The organism is Candidatus Thorarchaeota archaeon, from assembly GCA_013388835.1.
Taxonomy (GTDB): Archaea; Asgardarchaeota; Thorarchaeia; order Thorarchaeales; family Thorarchaeaceae; genus JACAEL01.
This window is the reverse complement of sequence record JACAEL010000030.1, coordinates 1-18,217: the sequence shown is the minus strand read 5'-3', so window position 1 is coordinate 18,217 and position 18,217 is coordinate 1. Positions and strand designations below refer to the sequence as shown.

Below are 18,217 nucleotides of genomic sequence, written 5' to 3'. Positions count from 1 at the left end.
GGATAGAAGGGACTGGTATGACTGGCGAAAGACTGAAGACAGGGCAGGGAGCGTGTCGGTCACCATGATTGCAGAGGCATGGAGAGCGCTGAGTTCGGAACGAGGGAGGAAGGCCGTTCATCAAGAATGTTCAACTTCTGGGCAACTGCTCCCGTACCCACAGACTTCCGTTCGACTGTGTGAGCAGAGTGTCGATGGTGACGGGGACTTTCATGAGCGCCTCAATGGAGCGTGTGTCGGATGTGATCGAGGATGCAGAGATGACGAACGAAGCGCCCAAGAACAACATGATGCTGAATCCGACCACATACTTGCGCTTGCACATGGAGCTAGTCATGAGTCGTTTCTCCCACATCTACGGTGAATCACAACAGCGGCCTATGGGTTCGCAGCAGCTGCCCCGGAGTCAATCAGCATTGGATATGCTTAAGGTGGCGCTTATATGTCTCTGTTTGAATCCCGAACTCGCGATGTCAAATCGACGCTTCAACTGGTTTCAAGGAGTGGCTTCGGCTCAGTGTTTCGCGAGTTGCAAGGCCTCTGTGTGCAGCATTTTCTATCTAGAAATGAACGGTCCGCAGTGACAGGAGTTGACCACAACCTATCATCTTATTAGCCTATCCGAATCTCGACACGCACGTCACCCGACTGATGCGAGGTTTGGGATTTGCGTTATGTCAAGATCTCAAAGGCTGACACCTATCAGTTCTTAGAGCGTCTCAAGAGACGTGGCACGCTGTACGCGCCACAGAAGGTCTCGGAGCTCTCTTATGACTTCAAGTTACTTGAGGACGTGAAGGAGATCGCCTTTGGGTACCCCCGGACGATTCGTCCTCCCAGACGGTTCTTCTATCCCGCAGAGGAGACCTTGTTCACATTCGATACGACGCGGGTGGAGCTGTACGAGAAGATGCCGGAGGACGAGACCGTCGTACTCTTCGGGCTTCACTCCTGTGACATAGTCGGTCTCAGAATCATGGACTCTGAGTTCATGGATGAGACCCCCGACCCGTACTATCAACAGCGGCGCAAGAACTCGATAGTGATAGGTCTCTCATGCCTGCCGGACGAGTACTGCTTCTGCAATGTCCGACGGGTCGACTTTGTAGATGCTGGGTTCGACCTGTTCTTCCACGAGCTACCTGACGGCTATCTTGTTCGAGTGGGCACCGTCACTGGTCACAAGCTCACCGACGAGTCGTCGGACCTGTTCACCAGGGTGACAGAACAGGACATCAATGAGATGCGTGCCTTTGAAACCAAGAGGGCGGGCATGTTCAGGCTCAATGGGAACTGGGACTCGCTGAGATACCAGCTTGAGTTGAGGATGGGCCATCCGATGTACGACCGAGAGGCTGAGAAGTGCCTCGGTTGTGGCAACTGCACCATTACGTGTCCCACTTGCAGATGCTATGACGTGAAGGACATCCCGAGCATAGACGGCAGGACCGGCGAACGGGTTCGCGTCTGGGACTCGTGTCAGTTTCGTTCACACGGGCTTGTCGCTGGTCCACACAACTTCCGAGAGTCAAAGAAGGACCGCTTTGTGAATCGTTACATGTGTAAGAATGCGTACAACCGGACCACAACAACAGCCTACTGTGTGGGCTGCGGGAGATGCACACAGTTCTGTCCCGCAGGTATCAGTTTCATGAAGAACTTGATGGAAATCGGTGGTTATGTGGAGATGATCCCAGAATGATGTCAGTAGATGCATCGCCGTCGCTCTACAACACTGTCAAGTGCAGGTTGCTCAGAAAGTACGCGTTGACGGAACAGGAGGCTCTCTTCCTCTTCCGTTTCGAAGACCCTGACTTTGCCCAGAACTGGCGGTTCAAACCCGGTCAGTTCGTAGAGGTCTCAGTGTTGGGGCTTGGAGAGGTTCCCATTTCCATCTGTTCCTCCGCAAGGAGAATCGGGTTCTTCGAGCTGTGCATTCGAAATGCCGGACGCGTCACGTCACAGATTCACAAGCTTCAGCCCGGCACGCTGGTTGGTATTCGGGGTCCGTACGGCAATGGTTTCCCGATGGAGCAGTTTCACGGCCGCGATCTCCTCTGCGTTGCTGCTGGTCTTGGAATGGCTCCACTCAGGTCGGTCTTTCTCTATGCGCTTGACAACCGGTGGCTCTTCGGGAACATCACAATCATCAACAGTGCCAAGTATGGTAGGGAGCTACTCTTCCAGAAGGAGCTCGAGGCAATGAAGGACATTGCTACTGCGGAGAACATCTCCATAGTACAGACGGCGACGCGTGACCCCGAGTACGAGGGTCTGAAGGGCCGTGCTACTGAGCACATGGACAAGGCGAATGTGAATCCACACAACTGCGCCGTGGCTATGTGTGGACCGCCCGCAATGTACCGAGGAATGTTCGAGTATCTTGTTGAGAAGGGCTATGACCCAAGGTATGTCTTTGTCACTCTGGAGCGGCGTATGAAGTGCGGAGTCGGCAAGTGTGGGCACTGTAACATAGGGACTGCAACCTCGTGGAAGTATGCCTGCAAGGATGGTCCCGTGTTCGACTACTATGCCATAACATCCATCCCTGGTCTGATATAGGAGGATATGATTGAATGACCGCAATCATTGAAGACTGTGGAGGAGTGTGCAAGCCAAAGGTGGGCGTTTATGCACTCACCTCCTGTTATGGATGCCAGCTGAAACTTGCCACAGTTTCAAAGATCCTTGAGATATCGGAGGCAGTGAGCTTTGAGAGCTTCTATATGCTCTCCAGTGCAAGTACCATGGCCCCGGATGTGGAGGTCGCATTTGTGGAGGGCTCGGTGTCCACCGAGAAGGACTTGGAGGAGTTGCATGAGATTCGCAAGCATTCCAAGATACTTGTGGCCCTGGGCGCCTGTTCTGTGAACGGAGGGGTCCAGAGCTGGGCTGAAGGCGACAAGAAGGTGTCTGACCTACATGCAACAGTCTACGGGACAAGCAAGATTGACGCTGCTCCACTGCAGGCAACGCCCATATCGAAACACGTCAAGGTGGACTACTACCTGCCCGGCTGTCCTCCAGAAGAAGACGAGATACTCTACTTCATCTCAGCATTCTTGTTCGGGACCTTTCCGGAGCCGAAGGACTTTCCCGTCTGTTCCGAGTGCAGAATGGCCGGCAATCCATGTATCCTGATCGAACGTGGTGAGCCCTGTCTAGGGCCCGTCACAACGGCGGGATGCAAGGCCAGATGCATATCGCATGATGTCCCCTGCATAGGCTGTCGTGGTCCAGTCCCACATAACACGTCGTGGTTTGACTCTCTCGCGTCGGTGTTCAAGGCCAAGGGCATGTCACGTGAATCGGTGCGTGCTCGGATGCGCATCTTTGGTGCGCACGAACCAAATCTCGAGGGACATCTCGACAAGATCTACGGAGGTACCAAGTGATGTCCAAGGTGTCATATCCCATCTCTGTGGACCACATCGCACGTATCGAAGGCAAGGCTGGCATCGAGATCAGCTTCACAGGGACGAAGGTCGATGTCGTTCATGTGAATGTGTTTGAGGGTCCTCGGTACTTTGAGGCAATCACCGTGGGCAAGCCCTTGGAAGATGCTGTGGCCGTGTATCCGCGTATCTGTTCATTCTGCTCCGCTGCGCACAAGGTGACGGCTGTGCAGGCTGCCGAGGCTGCCATTGGTCTGCAGCCGACTGAGCAGACGAGGAAGTTGCGCGAACTCCTCTACATTGGTGACTACATCGAGAGTCATGCTCTCCACTTGTTCCTGTTGGCACTGCCTGACTTCCTGGGCTATCATGATGCCTTCACACTTGGCAAGGACCACCCCAGCATCATCGAGTCCGGAATGATACTGAAGGACATTGGCGCAGACATTCAGACCCTACTGGGCTCCCGTTACATACATCAGGAGAATGTCCTGATTGGTGGCTATGGCAAGCTCCCTTCGAAGGAACAGCTTGAGTCCATCCTTAAGCGACTCAAAGGAATCCACAACCAGGCCGAGGAAGCACTTGAGCACCTAGTCAGTTTCCGCAACTGGCCTGAGGCAGATGGGGACCGGGTCCATCTTGCACTACAGCCTTTCGATGCCACCTACTCCATGCTGGGCAACCAGGTCTCTGCCTCAGACGGCGAGACGTTCAAGGTGGATGCATACAAGGTTCGTATCACAGAGCAGGTTGTCTCTCACTCCTTTGCCAAGCACAGCATGTACAAAGGAAAGCCCTTCATGACGTGTGCTCTGTCAAGGCTCACACTCTTTCGCAGTGGAATGGACGGTCGGGCCAGAGAACTGGCCGAGATGTATGAGTCACACCTTGACCCCAACAACCCGATGTCTAACAACTTCGCTCAGGCCATTGAACTCATCTACTTCGTCCATAGAGCCGAGAACATCGTGGAGCAACTGCTGGCGGACTTCAAGCCCTATGAGAAGCGGATTCGACCCAAGATTGCTCAGGCCGGAACCGGTGTGTCTATCTCAGAGGCGCCACGTGGGCTCTTGGCGTATACTATCCGGGTGGACAAGAACGGTGTCGTGAAGGCGGCGGACATAATCACGCCCACTGCGATGTTCCTGCCCATGCTGGAGGATGACCTTCGAAGAACCACTGAGGCGTTTCTACAACAGGGCGTCAAAGACCCAAAGGTACTGGCGGAGAAGATTCAGACAATAGTACGAGCATACGACCCTTGTGTGTCGTGTAGCGTGCATCTAGCTGAGGTCAAGGACTGACAAAGTGGTACAGGGCGTTTCCTCATGAGTGGTATTATTCCATGATGAGGCCTTAGTAGACACCTGGTATTAGTCGTCTGGTCCGCTTCATGTATTCCCTGTACTGCTCTCCGAACTCCTGCTCCAGGAGCTGTTCCTCTCTCTTCCAGCGCTTCTGGAAGACAACAAAGAACAACGCGATAGCGAACAACATGACCGCCACACAGCGAAACACGAGTCCAAATGCTATTATCCCCACCAGTCCCCCGCTGTACATGGGGTGGCGCACCCGCGCGTAGAGTCCGGTCGTCACCAGTGTGTGTCCCTCGCGAATCTCAATGCGTCCACTACCTTGCCTACCAAGCTGGACTCTACTGCCCACTGACAAGGCCGCGCCTATGATGTACAGGCTGATTCCCGCGTAGGACACGAGCTGACTGTCGTATGGTGGTAAGAACCTCGTAATCAGTGACAAGTTCTCGTAGAATGCGAGCACGAAGAGGAAAGGCTGTAGGCCAAAGAAGACAATCAGTGTCTTGGTATAGGTGTCCACCTCTCTCTTCTCCGGCAGCGGTCTTACCATGCCGTCTATGAATGCCGTCCCGTAGAACAACAACAGGTAGACAAGATGAACTGGAGAGGTGTAGATCTGTGGCACAAGCGTCAACAGAAGCGCGTTAAAGTATACGACATAGAATAGTACAAAGAACACCATCTTCTGTGCAATAGCGCTTGATGACACAGTACACATTCGTGCGCTCACACTCAAATCACTACTGCTCTCGGCAACAGCAGCTTTAACGGCGATACTGTCTGTACTATCTGAAGACACGAGTGGCCAGAGACCAGCTGCTCGACCAGCTGCACGAACTCTACGAAACACACTCTGACTCTCGATAGAGTGACACCTGGCGCCGAAGTGATGAATGAATGTATGAAGCGACAAAACAGGAGATAGTTGACACTTGCCTGTGGCTTACTGAGCATGGGATGGTCGTCGGTTCATCTGGCAATGTCAGTGTCAGAGTCGATGATCATGTGGTTATCACGCCGAGTTCAGTCAAGTACGACAAGATGGCGATTGACGACATCATGGTACTAGACACTGAGGGGCGGGTCTTAGAAGGCGCGAAGACACCTAGTATCGAGACTCCCACACACTTGCGCATCTACAAGCGTAGGCGAGATGCAAGAGCTGTTGTGCACACGCACAGTGTGTACGCCAGCGCACTTGCGGTCCTCGGCATGCCCTTGCCTCCTGTCCTAGATGAGATTGTACCAAAGATTGGAGGCGAGGTCCGAGTGGCCTCCTATGCAATGCCCGGCACAGATGAACTTGCCGAGGCAGTAGTAGACGCATTGGAGGGCCGTAGTGGAGTACTCATGGCGAATCATGGGGCCCTCACTTGTGGGCGGACTCTTGAGGAAGCCCTCGACCTGTCAGTCCTTCTTGACCGTGCCTGCAGAATCTATCTTCTTGCGCTGAGCGTAGGCACTCCTAGGACTCTCTCCAAGGAAGTAATAGAGGTGGAATCCCAACTGTGGGCGGTGCTCAGAAACTGCCGAGAAGAGTAGCTAGAGGTATGAGTTTCTTGTGACCTGGCCTGCAGACGGAGAAGCTTACCGAGCGCAGGTGAAGTGCGAGTGTTCTGTCCAGAGGTGGTGCGATCAAGGTGGTCCGAATGGTGTGCGAACGAAGGCGGTTGCGGGACGGTCGCGTGTCCTCTCCCGTCAGCTTATATCGTGAGTCGCGGTCCCTCAGGCTGAGCACAGGTATGCAGAGTATTGTCGATGTGGGACTGAAGCTGGTGCTGTTCTACGCTTTCATAGCGTTTGGTTATTCATTCGGCCGGCTGTATCACGACTCTCAGCGAGTCAACAGGGCTGCAGGCTCTCTGATTGTCAATGTACTAATCCCTGTGCTCATTGTGCAGACATTTCTCACATCCCCCATCGGTGTGGCAGAGGACTTCCTCCTGATTGTCGTAGTGACCGTCACAATACACCTGCTCAGTGTAGCCATGGTCTCTGCTGTCATGTTGAGTGACACCAACCCGCCTGCAACCAGAGGAGCGTTTCTGCTCGCAGGGACTTTTCCCAATGGCGTCTTCCTACCTTTGCCAGTGACTCTCATGTTCATTGGTGGAGTTGGAGTCCCCGTCATCGTGGTCTTCTCTATTGTTCAGATGACAATTCTGAGTACTCTTGGATCGACAATCGGATCACTCTACGGAGCCGAGCATGTACGGTGGTTGCAGATCGTGAAGAAGACTCTGCTCTTTCCGCCACTACTTGCGGTTGCATTCATACTCCCAGTCCTGTTGATTGGTGCCCGGGTTCCTGATGCATTGGTCCCGGCTCTCTCGTCTGTAGGCAGTATCACCACCTATCTGGCGTTATTCAGTGTAGGTCTTGCTCTGTGTTCTGGTCTCGGCACGCTCAGAGTGAGATCAACTGCGAAAGTGCTTGTCATACGACAGGTGCTTGTCCCGCTTGCTGTCGCCCTCCTGCTCATCGTCCTTACCCCAACGCCTGTGACCCGGATGGTGCTGCTGATTGAAGCGATGATGCCTCCTGCAGTCATCACGGTTGCGCTATCGACAAGCTTCGGGCTGGACTATGAGGCTGCCGCCACGGCAGTCATTCTGGGCACAGTTGTGTTTCTACCACTGGTCCCCCTGATTCCACTCATCATTGGAGTCTAATCTCAATGCATATATCATCTCAGATGAAGCTCTGCTTGTAGTGAGCCTGATGACAGACAAGGAAGAGAAGAAGAGCGCTCAGATTCGACACGCACTGGACGAGATTGTGGGCAAGCTAGAACAAGACTCGGAAGAGGGCGCCATGGCATGGGCAGACACGGTGTCTGCAAATCGAGATGAGTGGGCGCGGCTCAAGCAGGAGATTCGCGCGAAACAGAAGGCACTCAAGGAGCTTGTGACTCTCAAGCGAGCTGGCGACATCTCATCTGCGGAGTTCGAGTCCCGCTATCGCGCTCTGCAGGACGAGCTCACCAGTCTTGAGTTCAGAGTGTACAATCTCCGACTCGGCACCTCTGTCGATGTGTAGTGCTCCGCAGCTGAAGGTATGCTCAGTGCGCAGTCCTCCTTGTCGGCATATTTAAGTGAGGAACGTTCTCTGGCCCCGTCGGCGGGTGATATCCAGAGTGAGTGACAATCTGCCAGAACGACGGGATCTGATTCGTTCCACAGTAGTGACTGTGCTGTTCTCCACAGTCTTCTTGCTCCTTGCCATTGCCTTCTGGGCATGGTCCTCTCCAGACTTCATTGCCACAAGTCCGGTGGGCGTGCTCAATTCAATAAACGTCTGGCTCACCTACGTGGTTGAGATTGCGTCGCTCACACTCACTTTCATCTTCGTGACAGTCACCGTGGTCAACCTCAGATTCGGGCTCACTGGCATCAGATCTGGTTGGACCGAGATTGTGATCATGCTCGCTGTCATAGGTGGAATCTCGTATGGGATGTTTGGGCCCAACATAGCTGCTGCAACTCTGGCCTTTTCATTGGGCTTTGTGGCTTACCTGTTTCTTCATCAGGAATGAGCCAGCAGGTCTGTACCATGTTCACAGTTGTCACGATGCTCTGCCGGATTGACTCTACTGCACAGGCAGTACCTCTGAGAAAGAGGTCAATGTCGAGATACCGACAGCCTGTACTTGTCTGCCCGAGCAGATTCGGCAGGACAATTGCTCCCCTGCAGACACTTGACCTGTCCTCTGGAAGCCTACTTGACCAGAAGCTTTATGTGGCCACTTCTGGGTTAGACCTTCTGAACCAGACGACGTTAGTTGCCTAGGACTGACAGTCTTCTCTGTCCAGTCACTCACCGGAATTGTTAGACTGCCCATAAAATGAGGTTCTGGCTTCCGGCTAGGCTTTCAGACGACTGCTTGGAGGATTCACTGTGTTTGGCATAAGCGGAGCGGGATACGACTTCAGTACGAGCGTATTCAGCCCGGATGGACGGATCTTTGCTGCGGAATACGCAAAGAAGGCAGTGGAACAAGGTGCCACATCCATTGGGATTCTTGTGAAGGACGGAGTAGTACTACTTGCGGAGAAGCGAGTTGAACCACTCCATGAACCGGACAGCATTGAGAAGATCTCCAAGGTGGATGATCATGTGGGGGTCGCCACTTCCGGTCTGATGGCCGATGCGAGGCGCCTGATTGAGATGGCCAGGATAAAGGCGCAGTCCTACTGGCTGACTTACGAAGAACCGATTCCCGCTGAAGCGCTTGCAGACCACATATGTGACATCAAGTCCATGTTCACGCAAGGCGGTGGTGGCCGTCCATTTGGTGTTGCGATGATAATCGGTGCGGTTGACCTCGATGGCCGGCCAAAGCTGTATGTCACTGATCCCACCGGGACGCTGCTTGGTTTCCTCGCTACTGTCATTGGACGAGGCAGTAGCCAAGCTGGCGAGTTGCTTGAGAAGAAATACAACAGGACTATGAGCATGGAGGATGCCACGCGACTGGCTCTTGAGGCACTCAAGCAGGCCAGTGAGGCGAAGATGACACCGGACAACATCGAGATAGCTCATATCGCTGTCAGTGACAGGAAGTTCCACAAGCTCTCACGTGAGGAGATTGAGCAGATACTCTCGCAGCCAAAGGTCACAAACTGAAGGACCGGAGTTGAACGTGGATGATGGGTTGGGGTGCCAAGACAGGCGAAAAGTGGCTCGCGTTGGACGCGGTAGTGATAGGCATTGTGAAGGACGGCCGGCGTTTTGAGTTGTTTGTCGACCCGGACTTGGCCTTCCGATACAGACGGGGCGAGAACATCGCACTTGACGATATTCTCAAGTCATTCAATATTTACGAGGACGCACGAAGAGGTATCACTGCCTCTGAACAACTGGTTCGGGACACTTTCGGGAGCTCTGACGTGTTCGACGTGGCTCCGGAACTGATACGCCACGGTGAGTTCAGACTCACTCACGAGCAGAGAGAGCAGCTCCTCCGAGAGAAGACCGATGCGATAGTTGACAGCATCTGTAAGCAGGCGATGAATCCTCAGACCGGCTATCCACACCCGCCGGACCGGATTCGAAGCGCGATGGTCGAGGCCAAAGTGCGAGTGGACCCCTTCACCTCAGTTGAAGAGCAGATACCAAATGTCGTGAAGGCACTTCGTGTCATACTCCCCATCTCGTTTGACACCGTGAAAGTGCAGGTGACAATCCCTGCTGCGTATTCGGGTAAGGGCTACAACATTGTGGCGTCCACGGGAGTTGTCAAGTCCGACACGTGGAACACTGATGGTTCTTGGACCGGTCTGGTCGAGATGCCTGCCTCTCAGAGGCAGCAGCTCTATGATGAACTGAACAAGCTCACAAAGGGACAGGTTCGAATCGAGGTCGTCCGATAGCGGCTCCATGCGCCGCATTTCAGATCGCAAGAATAACGAAACAAGAGGGAAAGAATTGGCAGGAATTTACTTCCAGAAACGTGAAGTCGTGATTCCCGGTCAGCTCCTTGCAGAAGGTAGATACAGGGCATCAGTTGGCACCTACGATGTTGACGGCAAGATATACTCCGCTCTCGTGGGCCTGACGGAGCTGCGCGGGAACTCTGTGAAGGTTGTACCGCTCCAGGGTGTGTACATACCCCGAGAAGGTGACCTAGTCATTGGTACTGTGATAGCCGTGGCAGGAAACAACTGGCGCATAGACATAGGAGGACCCTACCAGGCCTCCCTTCACGCAAACAATGCGCTCAGGCGTCCTTATGATGAGGACATATCCCGCTACTATGATGTCGGTGATGTACTCTCCGCTGAGGTCCTTGCGTTTGACAGGAACAGCGGCCCGTTCCTTACCATGAAGGGTCGAGGGCTCAAGAAGCTCACAGATGGGATGATTCTGGAGGTCAACCCCGCGAAGGTCCCGCGCATAATTGGGCGACGCGGGTCGATGATCAACATGATTAATGACCGTCTCCGTATTCAGACCATCGTTGGTCAGAATGGCCGTATTTGGATACGTGCGCCAGACTCGGCGACTATGCGACTGGCCGTGAGGGCGTTCAGAATGATTGAGGAACAGGCTCACACCTCGAAGCTGACTGACAGAGTCAATGCGATGCTGCTAGAGGAAACGGCCCGGCTCAGGGACGAGAAGAGGCCCCCTGCTCCTGCTGAGAACAGTGAGCCCAAGTAAGAAGAGCATGATTGACAGTTTACAGAGGAAAGTTGATAGAAATGAGTATTGAGAAAAAGCCGGACTACCTCATCAGTCCTGAGGGTCTGAGAGTAGATGGTCGCCGTCCTGACGAGCTGAGACCAATCGAGCTGGAGGTCGGCGTACTGAAGACTGCCGACGGGTCGGCGGCCATTCATCAAGGGAAGACACACATCATTGCAGCAGTCTATGGCCCACGCGAACTTCATCCGAGGCATCTGACGCTCAATGACCGAGCCTACTTGCGAACTGTATATAGGATGGCAACATTCTCTGTACCGGACCGCAAGAAGCCTGCACCATCGCGGAGAGAGCGAGAGATATCGATGGTGATTGCAAACGCTCTTGAGCCTGCGTTGTTCTTGGAGGAGTTTCCACGTGCTGTTGTGGACGTCTTCATACAGGTCATTCAGGCCGACGGCGGGACTAGGTGTGCAGCGATAAATGCTGCATCACTTGCGTTGGCTGACGCTGGAATCCCCATGAGGACACTGGTGCCCGCTGTTGCAGTGGGTAAGGCAGATGGTGTCCTTGTCGTCGACCTTGGTGATGAAGAAGACAAACACGGTCAGGGTGACATACCCATGGCGATACTTCCGACCACAGGCGAGATCACACTGTTACAGCAAGACGGGTACTTCACAAAGGATGAGCTGCTCGAGGCCATACAGATGGGCATGAATGCGTGCAAGTACATCCACGAGCTACAGAAGGAGGCTCTCAAGCGCGCATACGCAAAGCGAGTCCCCGTCACAACAGAGGGCGAAGAAGACGAGCTGGAGGAGTACGAGGATGACCTTGAGACCGACCTGGGTGAGGCAGACCTGTCAGAGGACGACGACGAGGAGGACGACTAGTAATGGGCGACTTTAGTGCAGAGACAATCAGTCATATCGACCGTGCCTACATACGTGACCTCTTGAAGAAGGGTGAACGAATAGACGGACGTGCCTTTGACGAGTACAGGGACATTGAAATACAGACGGGTGTGGTGACGCCGAAGGCTGAGGGGTCCGCCATTGCCCGCATTGGTAACACTCGCGTAATCGCAGGTGTAAAAGTACTCGCTGGTGAACCCTACCCGGACACACCAGATGAGGGCATTGTCATGATTGCGGCAGAAATGGCTCCTATCGCATCACCGTTCTTCGAGCTGGGCCCACCAGGCGAGGATGCAATCGAGCTTGCTCGCGTGGTTGACCGCGGGGTCCGAGAGTCCGAGATGATTGATGTGAAGAAGCTCTGTGTTGAGCCCGGGCGTAAGGTCTACATGGTCTTCTGTGACCTCTATACGCTCGAGCACGACGGCAACCTGATTGACGCATGTGCAATCGCAACGGCTGCTGCGCTTTTGGACACCAAGTTTCCCGAGGTGAAGGAGGAGGATGGTCAGCTGGTGCCTACTGGCAAGACTCTCAGAGTGCCCATCGTGAATCTCGCTGTCGAAGCCACAGTCGCGAAGATTGGTGAGCATCTTGTCATGGACCCTCTTCTGAAGGAAGAGATGGTGCAGGACTGTAGAATCACCATGGCTGTGGATGAGAAAGACAACTTCACTGCGATGCAGAAGGGTGGCGGCGTGGGACCAATATCGGTACAGCTGATTGAACGTGCGATGGACATGGCTCTGGACAAGACAAAGGCCATCCGGACCCTCATTCGAGACGCCATGAAGTAGTCCCCGTAAGGCCGAGCACAGAGTGGTCATTGCCATGATCAGCCGTGGTGATGACCTTCTGTTTCACACACAGATACGCTAATAAGCAAGACCAAGGGCGGGTGGTTGACTCCGTAGAACAAGGAGAACAGCAGAATGGCTCGACTCAAGAAAGTGGGAAGCACTGGACGACTAGGACCTAGATACGGGGCGAAGCTCCGTCGAAGAATGCTTGACTTAGAGCGCCGAAAGCTTGACCCTCACAGATGCCCACGCTGTTCCACTGTTGCTCTGAAACGCATGGCGGCAGGTCTGTGGTTGTGCCGCAAGTGTGACCTTGTGTTTGCTGGAGGGGCATACACTCCCTATACCGACGCAGGCAGGGCAGCTCGTAGAGCCATCGAACAGCGCATTGCCGGTGACCTCATAACCATCCGAGAGCAGGAACCAGTCGTGCCTGAGTTTCTTCCTCGTCGCGAGATAGAACTGGCCACAATTGAGGCCCAAGACATGAAGGACGAAGAGAACTCAGAGGACTGAATGGCGAGCCGATTCATTTGTTCCTGATAACCACCTCGAGAAGGACAAACAACAGAGTGCGTTCATTCCTTAGGGACCTGTGTCATGCGTATCCTGGCAGTGTCCGATTCAACAGGGGCGGCACAGGGGTCAGCGAACTGAATGCGCGACTACGCAGTTCGGGTGCTAGTGGTGTTCTCGTGGTGTATCAATATCGCGGCAACCCTGGACGCATTCATGTGATTCGACCAGCGACCTCCCCTGATGTTCACGTCATGATTGATAGCGGGATGCTTCGGAGAGAGGTCTGCCCTGACTGCACCTTCCGGATTCGAGGCCTCCGATCGCTCTCTGTGGCATCCAGTGCTAGTACTCAGACCAGAGATCTGGCCACGATAGTGTCCGAGCTGGCGCGTCATCAGTTGAGTGTCTCGGACTGTCGTCCAGCCCCCGACCCACAGGCAAGTGGTCTGATTGATGTTTGGTTTGAAGACCTGGCTTCTGGCAAGACCCTCTGGTCTCATTACCACGCTGCAGATGGTCTCGAGATGGGTCCAAGAGTCCGAGTGTTCTCGCTAAGGAGGCAGTCTCAGGGTGAGTAGCAACGGTCTTCTTATGGGCCGAGTCCAAGTTGAGATTGACATTGAATCCGATGCCGATGCCCGCATAGTGTACGATGCGCTCTTTCCTGAGACTGTGTCGGCTCCCTCGGAGCGGGCTAGGACAACGGTCCAGGTCTGCGGTCCCGTTATCCGTATCGACATCACCGCCCAAGACCTGGCGTCGTTGCGGGCTGCGACCAACTCATTCCTGTCTTGGATATCTGCCTGCGAGAGAGCTCTGCAGTCAGTCGCCAACGCTGATGACTCGTCTGGGAGTGCACAACACTGACTGTTCGTTGTCAGCTAGACTGAGGTGCATGAAGATGCTGCAATAGACGCAAGAGAAGCGCGGGCCTTCCGGGGCAAAGGCGCCTCCAGAATGGTGAGACCTACGAGTCCAACACAACATATGGTATGCTTGCGACTGCCCGTTGCGGAGACCTTCGCCCCTCTGTAGTCCTAGGAAGGCCATGCCAAAACGCTTAAGTCCGCACCCCGATGGCCTTCCAAGAACTGAGTGACCGAAGGAGACAAGTGACATGGCCCAGCGACTACCGCCTGCTCTAGAGCAGGAAATCCAGCGATTCGAGGCGCTGAGACGAGAGCATGAGACCTACCAAATGATGCTTCAGACTCTCCAGAATGAGTTGTCCGAGCTGAAGGACACTCTGGAAGAACTCGGCAAGCAACCCGATTCCACGGTCACTTTCAAGACCATTGGTCAGATAATGTTCAGGACAGAGAAGGCCAAGTTGACTGAAGAGATGCAAGACCGTGAGAAGTCTATCGAGTTGCGGCTTGGCACTCTGAGCAAGAAGAGAGAAGCGGTGGAAGCGAAGCTCAAGGAGCTTCAAGCCAAGATACAGATTGAACTTGGCAAGGCAAATCCACGGCTCCAGTGAGTGCCATGAACGAGACCGAGAACATCGGGTTGCCCAGTCTCTCTGAAGAGGACATCGAGCGCCTGACTGATGCCTGTGAGGCGGAAGTACGAAGCTTCATCGTTCAGAGGATACCACAGAAGAGCATCTCAGAGCTCGTCATACTGTGCAGCATGGACTTGGATGAGGAGCTGAAGGTCGAAGTCGAAACCGTGATTGTGCAGGACTATGACACCGGGGTCTCTCTCAAAGAGCTGGCAGATGAGGCTTCTGTTCATGGGATTGAGTGGCTCAGAAGCCATCTGCTGGAGATGAAAGGCTGATTGATGCTCCGCGAGCTACTTCGTGATACAGCTGACATCTTGGTGGTCGGCCATCAGAATGCCGACCCTGATGCAGTGGCATCTATGGTGGCGTTTGCAAGGCTCTACCGGGCAGTCAACGCGACTGGGAAGGTCACACTTGCCAGTGATGATGTGAGCCGGATTGCAACAAAGGTCCTCCAGACATTCGCTCCTGATGCGGTTGTTCTTGACTCCGTGGACGGTGAGTTCGACCTTGTGGTAATGCTAGACACCAATAGCCCGATTCAGCTTGGGCCCAGCATGTGTGGTGTTCTCAGGGACCCGGAACGCACACTGATAATCGACCATCATATCGAGGCCACCAACTTGGCGTCCGTCGCCAGTCATTCAATCGTGAATAGTGACAGGTCTTCAACGTGCGAGATAGTGGCAGGTCTCTATGAGGAGATGGGTGTTGAAATGTCTCCTGACACTGCCAGTCTCCTGCTGGCCGGGATCCTGTTTGACAGTCGTCGATTTCTCTACGCTGACGGAAGAACGCTCGAAGTCGCCCTGAGGCTCATAGCTGCAGGTGCTGACTATCAGAAGTGCATGAGTTCCCTTGTGAGTCGGCCGGACAAGTCGGAGCGGATTGCCCGTCTGAAGGCTGTTGCTAGGATGAAGTCCTACTATCTTGGTGACTGGATTGTTGTGACGTCCGTTGTCAACGCCTTTGAGGCCAGCACGTGTCGTGCGATGATAGAGCTGGGGGCCGATGTTGCTATCGTGGGTGGGAAGCCGTCAAAGGACCTGGTCCGGCTGAGCTGTCGCTGCACAAATGAGTTTCATGAGGCCACAGGGATAAGCATGGCGCGCGATGTGATGGAGCCACAGGTGAGACCATTGGTGGGTCGGGTGGCGGCCACTCCAATGCTGCGGGCGCTAATGGCACCAAGAACCTTGAGTTGGCCATCGCAAGAGCCGTCGAGTTGATTAGGGCAGCGCTGTCCGCCAAGGACCATCGGTCTGACCTCTGACAGGTGGTGAGGCGACACTGGCACTCATCCAGTTCGTTGACTTCAGCTTCAAGTATCTTGGCACTGACAGTCCTGCAGTGAGGAAGATATCCCTCAGCATCGATGAGGGTGAGTACGTCGTCATAACTGGTCCATCAGGTTGTGGCAAGACTACACTCTGTCGTGCCATCAATGGTCTGGTCCCGCACTTCCACAGGGGCTACATCGCTGGGGATGTCTTCGTCAACGGAATCAACACCCGTGAGCACACTGTTGCTGGCATGTCACAGCTGGTGGGAATGGTATTTCAGAACCCTTCGAACCAGCTAGTGACTCTCAACGTTGAGAAGGAGATTGCATTCGGGCCTGAGAACTTCGGCATTGACCCTAGTGAGATACGAGCCAGAGTTGAGCGCCTAATAGAGTCACTGAATCTGGAGCATCTGCGCACCAAGCACCCCCACGAGATGTCCGGGGGCGAGCAACAGCGTGTCGCAATGGCCGCCACACTGGCACTCCGGCCAAGGATTCTCGTCGCGGATGAGCCGACGTCCAATCTTGATCCGAAGAGTGCTGAGGACATTCTCGCATTGATTGCCGAACAGAATCACAAGGGCACAACGGTTGTTCTCGTTGAACATCGTCTGGATATTGTAGCGAAGGACGCCTCTCGTGTGATACTCATGGACGCTGGTCGCGTGGTTGCTGACGGTTCTCCCCGCAGCGTCCTGTCAGATGACTTGTGTGAACGCATTGGTGTCGGTGTTCCAAAGGCGACACAGATATATCGACGCCTCAAGGCGAGGGGAATCCAGTTGCCGAGAGTCCCGCTCACAGGGGAGGAACTGGCACTGGCAGTCAGGGAGGCCTCAAGTGCTTGATCATTCTAGATGATGTCCACTTCAGCTATGAGGGCCTATACACAGCACTGCGCGGTGTTTCAATCCAGATAGATGATGGCGAGTCTGTGGCAATCATGGGCTCCAATGGCGCAGGCAAGACCACCCTGATCAAGCACCTCAATGGTCTGCTGCGACCTGATTGTGGGCGTGTCATAGTCGATGGTGTTGATGCCAGAAGACTGACAGTCGCAGAGCTCTCTCGTGTGATTGGCTTGGTATGGCAGAATCCGGACCATCAGCTTTTCCTCGACACAGTGCGCAAGGAGGTGGTATTTGGACTTCAGAGTCTTGGTTTCTCGAAAGAGGAGTCTGAAGACCGATGCAGCCATACCCTTGAGCGACTGGGACTTTCACACCTTAGTGACCGTTCTCCATTTGCCCTGTCCGGTGGCGAGAGAAAGCGTGTAGCCCTTGCATCTGTCCTTGCCACGGAGCCGCGAGTCCTAGCTCTTGATGAACCGACCATCGGTCAGGACGCTGAACAGAAGAGGCATCTGGCGGAGATGCTCACCCAGATGAACAGAGAGGGCCGCACAGTGGTTGTCGTGACCCACGACATCGAGTTTGTCATTGAGAACTTCAAACGAACCATTGCGATGTCGGACGGACGAGTCGTGGCTGACGGTCGGACTTCCTCCGTTCTGAGCAATGAGGCAGTCTTGGAGATGTGCTCTCTCTCACCGCCTCAGATGACAATAGCGGCGCGTTCTCTCAGTCGCGTGTTCTCTGAGGTCTCGCCACGGATCACCTCTCTCGATGAGCTGGAAGCGTCCATTCTCAGGGTCTTGGGGGCTGTCTGAATGTCCTTTCTCGAAGTCTTCCAGTATACCCGGCAGGACACATTCGTTCATCGACTCGACCCGAGGTCCAAGCTTCTTCTCTCCATCTCTCTGGCAGTATGTTCTCTCATGTTTCTCAACATACTCCCGCTTCTTCTCCTGCTGGCATTCCTAGTCCCACTGATTGCTGCAGCAAAGTCGTTGAAGAGATGGGTGCGGAGTATGAGGGGCCTCTCAGTACTACTAGTGTTCATTCTCGTGTTCAACTCGCTCTTCTCTCCAGTGGCTCACCCCATCTCGTACTCCATTGCCCTGTCAATACGCCTTGTGGCCCTCATGACTGCATTCTCTCTGTTCTTCCTCACGGTACACCCGGATCAGCTGTCGCAGGCGCTAATACAGATGCACGTCCGGTTCGAGTTTGCATTTGCCCTGAGCATGGCGATGAGATATGTTCCCACTCTGGGCCAGGAGGCCCTTGCCATAATGGACGCTCAGAGGGCGCGAGGAGTCGAGCTGGACAAGGGAAACCTGGTACGGCGAGTGCGAAATACTGTCCCCATCATTGTTCCTCTCATTGTCGTGTCCATCAGACGAGCTCTCTCAATTGCAGAGAGCATGGAATCACGTGGATTCGGGGCGGTTGAGAAACGGACATACCTGGAGTCGCTTCGCTT

Annotated in this window: 25 protein-coding genes; 23 read left to right on the top strand and 2 right to left on the bottom strand. The window is 54.2% G+C overall.

Translation table 11 applies throughout. The features are described 5' to 3' along the window. Window positions 1-130 precede the first annotated feature (130 nt). Window positions 131-337: a hypothetical protein gene (locus tag HXY34_06165; GenBank protein ID NWF95708.1), complete on the bottom strand. Its 207-nt coding sequence runs from the start codon at window positions 335-337 to the stop codon at window positions 131-133. A gap of 330 nt (window positions 338-667) precedes the next feature. Here HXY34_06165 and HXY34_06160 point away from each other — a divergent pair, with 330 nt between their 5' ends. From HXY34_06160 to HXY34_06145, 4 genes are read left to right on the top strand one after another with little or no spacing between them, the layout of a single operon-like run. After that, window positions 668-1,702 (top strand): 4Fe-4S dicluster domain-containing protein, encoded by a 1,035-nt coding sequence (locus HXY34_06160; GenBank protein NWF95707.1) that lies wholly within the window; start codon window positions 668-670, stop codon window positions 1,700-1,702. Then, window positions 1,699-2,562: a cytochrome-c3 hydrogenase subunit gamma gene (locus tag HXY34_06155; protein NWF95706.1), complete on the top strand. Its 864-nt coding sequence runs from the start codon at window positions 1,699-1,701 to the stop codon at window positions 2,560-2,562. The genes HXY34_06160 and HXY34_06155 overlap by 4 nt, the downstream gene beginning before the upstream one ends. A gap of 44 nt (window positions 2,563-2,606) precedes the next feature. Further along, a complete protein-coding gene (locus HXY34_06150) occupies window positions 2,607-3,395 on the top strand; it encodes a sulfhydrogenase 1 subunit delta (GenBank protein NWF95705.1) in 789 nt (262 codons plus the stop codon). After that, window positions 3,395-4,705, top strand: a complete 1,311-nt coding sequence (locus HXY34_06145) for a Ni/Fe hydrogenase subunit alpha (protein ID NWF95704.1) — start codon at window positions 3,395-3,397, stop codon at window positions 4,703-4,705. The genes HXY34_06150 and HXY34_06145 overlap by 1 nt, the downstream gene beginning before the upstream one ends. A 52-nt stretch (window positions 4,706-4,757) precedes the next feature. On the opposite strand, the gene HXY34_06140 is transcribed toward HXY34_06145, so the two are convergent. Further along, window positions 4,758-5,435, bottom strand: coding sequence for an isoprenylcysteine carboxylmethyltransferase family protein (locus tag HXY34_06140; GenBank protein ID NWF95703.1), 678 nt, complete (start codon window positions 5,433-5,435; stop codon window positions 4,758-4,760). 179 nt (window positions 5,436-5,614) lie between these two features. On the opposite strand from HXY34_06140, the gene HXY34_06135 reads away from it, so the two are divergent. The 19 genes from HXY34_06135 to HXY34_06045 all read left to right on the top strand — a co-directional run. Further along, window positions 5,615-6,259 (top strand): class II aldolase/adducin family protein, encoded by a 645-nt coding sequence (locus HXY34_06135; GenBank protein ID NWF95702.1) that lies wholly within the window; start codon window positions 5,615-5,617, stop codon window positions 6,257-6,259. Between the two features lie 200 nt (window positions 6,260-6,459). Beyond that, window positions 6,460-7,389, top strand: coding sequence for an AEC family transporter (locus HXY34_06130; protein ID NWF95701.1), 930 nt, complete (start codon window positions 6,460-6,462; stop codon window positions 7,387-7,389). Between the two features lie 49 nt (window positions 7,390-7,438). After that, window positions 7,439-7,756, top strand: coding sequence for a hypothetical protein (locus tag HXY34_06125; GenBank protein ID NWF95700.1), 318 nt, complete (start codon window positions 7,439-7,441; stop codon window positions 7,754-7,756). Window positions 7,757-7,853: 97 nt separating this feature from the next. Then, window positions 7,854-8,252 (top strand): hypothetical protein, encoded by a 399-nt coding sequence (locus HXY34_06120; protein ID NWF95699.1) that lies wholly within the window; start codon window positions 7,854-7,856, stop codon window positions 8,250-8,252. Between the two features lie 17 nt (window positions 8,253-8,269). Beyond that, a complete protein-coding gene (locus HXY34_06115) occupies window positions 8,270-8,506 on the top strand; it encodes a hypothetical protein (protein ID NWF95698.1) in 237 nt (78 codons plus the stop codon). A 108-nt stretch (window positions 8,507-8,614) separates the two neighbouring features. Beyond that, on the top strand, window positions 8,615-9,343 hold the full coding sequence (locus HXY34_06110) for an archaeal proteasome endopeptidase complex subunit alpha (GenBank protein NWF95697.1): 729 nt from the start codon (window positions 8,615-8,617) through the stop codon (window positions 9,341-9,343). A gap of 20 nt (window positions 9,344-9,363) precedes the next feature. Continuing rightward, entirely contained in the window at window positions 9,364-10,089 is a 726-nt protein-coding gene (locus tag HXY34_06105) for a ribosome assembly factor SBDS (protein NWF95696.1), read from the top strand. Window positions 10,090-10,144: 55 nt separating this feature from the next. After that, complete coding sequence (locus HXY34_06100) at window positions 10,145-10,879, top strand: S1 RNA-binding domain-containing protein (protein NWF95695.1); 735 nt, start codon at window positions 10,145-10,147, stop codon at window positions 10,877-10,879. A 47-nt stretch (window positions 10,880-10,926) separates the two neighbouring features. Beyond that, window positions 10,927-11,757: an exosome complex exonuclease Rrp41 gene (locus HXY34_06095; protein ID NWF95694.1), complete on the top strand. Its 831-nt coding sequence runs from the start codon at window positions 10,927-10,929 to the stop codon at window positions 11,755-11,757. Between the two features lie 2 nt (window positions 11,758-11,759). Next, the gene (locus tag HXY34_06090; protein NWF95693.1) at window positions 11,760-12,578 is read left to right on the top strand and encodes an exosome complex protein Rrp42; all 819 of its coding nucleotides are present in this window, start codon (window positions 11,760-11,762) and stop codon (window positions 12,576-12,578) included. Between the two features lie 135 nt (window positions 12,579-12,713). Then, window positions 12,714-13,097, top strand: coding sequence for a 50S ribosomal protein L37ae (locus HXY34_06085; protein NWF95692.1), 384 nt, complete (start codon window positions 12,714-12,716; stop codon window positions 13,095-13,097). 56 nt (window positions 13,098-13,153) lie between these two features. After that, on the top strand, window positions 13,154-13,678 hold the full coding sequence (locus HXY34_06080) for a hypothetical protein (protein ID NWF95691.1): 525 nt from the start codon (window positions 13,154-13,156) through the stop codon (window positions 13,676-13,678). Beyond that, window positions 13,671-13,967 carry a hypothetical protein gene (locus tag HXY34_06075; protein NWF95690.1) on the top strand — a complete coding sequence of 99 codons (297 nt, stop codon included), beginning with the start codon at window positions 13,671-13,673 and terminating at the stop codon, window positions 13,965-13,967. Before HXY34_06080 ends, HXY34_06075 begins: the two co-directional genes overlap by 8 nt. 250 nt (window positions 13,968-14,217) lie before the next feature. Then, on the top strand, window positions 14,218-14,580 hold the full coding sequence (locus tag HXY34_06070; protein ID NWF95689.1) for a prefoldin subunit beta: 363 nt from the start codon (window positions 14,218-14,220) through the stop codon (window positions 14,578-14,580). A 5-nt stretch (window positions 14,581-14,585) separates the two neighbouring features. Further along, the gene (locus HXY34_06065) at window positions 14,586-14,882 is read left to right on the top strand and encodes a DUF3194 domain-containing protein (GenBank protein ID NWF95688.1); all 297 of its coding nucleotides are present in this window, start codon (window positions 14,586-14,588) and stop codon (window positions 14,880-14,882) included. Continuing rightward, window positions 14,883-15,836, top strand: coding sequence for a DHH family phosphoesterase (locus tag HXY34_06060; protein NWF95687.1), 954 nt, complete (start codon window positions 14,883-14,885; stop codon window positions 15,834-15,836). A gap of 121 nt (window positions 15,837-15,957) precedes the next feature. Next, entirely contained in the window at window positions 15,958-16,740 is a 783-nt protein-coding gene (locus tag HXY34_06055) for an ATP-binding cassette domain-containing protein (GenBank protein NWF95686.1), read from the top strand. Next, window positions 16,737-17,561: an ABC transporter ATP-binding protein gene (locus HXY34_06050; protein ID NWF95685.1), complete on the top strand. Its 825-nt coding sequence runs from the start codon at window positions 16,737-16,739 to the stop codon at window positions 17,559-17,561. Before HXY34_06055 ends, HXY34_06050 begins: the two co-directional genes overlap by 4 nt. Continuing rightward, on the top strand, window positions 17,562-18,217 hold a 656-nt coding region (locus tag HXY34_06045), incomplete at its 3' end, for an energy-coupling factor transporter transmembrane protein EcfT (protein NWF95684.1).

Excerpts from the sequence above, each read along its gene's own strand:
- HXY34_06155 (NWF95706.1), top strand. The coding sequence starts at position 1,699 with ATGATGTCAGTAGATGCATCGCCGTCGCTCTACAACACTGTCAAGTGC.
- HXY34_06090 (NWF95693.1), top strand. The coding sequence starts at position 11,760 with ATGGGCGACTTTAGTGCAGAGACAATCAGTCATATCGACCGTGCCTAC.
- HXY34_06065 (NWF95688.1), top strand. The coding sequence starts at position 14,586 with ATGAACGAGACCGAGAACATCGGGTTGCCCAGTCTCTCTGAAGAGGAC.
- HXY34_06070 (NWF95689.1), top strand. The coding sequence starts at position 14,218 with ATGGCCCAGCGACTACCGCCTGCTCTAGAGCAGGAAATCCAGCGATTC.
- HXY34_06115 (NWF95698.1), top strand. The coding sequence starts at position 8,270 with ATGTTCACAGTTGTCACGATGCTCTGCCGGATTGACTCTACTGCACAG.
- HXY34_06125 (NWF95700.1), top strand. The coding sequence starts at position 7,439 with ATGACAGACAAGGAAGAGAAGAAGAGCGCTCAGATTCGACACGCACTG.
- HXY34_06165 (NWF95708.1), bottom strand. The coding sequence starts at position 337 with ATGACTAGCTCCATGTGCAAGCGCAAGTATGTGGTCGGATTCAGCATC.
- HXY34_06085 (NWF95692.1), top strand. The coding sequence starts at position 12,714 with ATGGCTCGACTCAAGAAAGTGGGAAGCACTGGACGACTAGGACCTAGA.
- HXY34_06140 (NWF95703.1), bottom strand. The coding sequence starts at position 5,435 with ATGTGTACTGTGTCATCAAGCGCTATTGCACAGAAGATGGTGTTCTTT.
- HXY34_06145 (NWF95704.1), top strand. The coding sequence starts at position 3,395 with ATGTCCAAGGTGTCATATCCCATCTCTGTGGACCACATCGCACGTATC.
- HXY34_06135 (NWF95702.1), top strand. The coding sequence starts at position 5,615 with ATGTATGAAGCGACAAAACAGGAGATAGTTGACACTTGCCTGTGGCTT.
- HXY34_06130 (NWF95701.1), top strand. The coding sequence starts at position 6,460 with ATGCAGAGTATTGTCGATGTGGGACTGAAGCTGGTGCTGTTCTACGCT.
- HXY34_06105 (NWF95696.1), top strand. The coding sequence starts at position 9,364 with ATGATGGGTTGGGGTGCCAAGACAGGCGAAAAGTGGCTCGCGTTGGAC.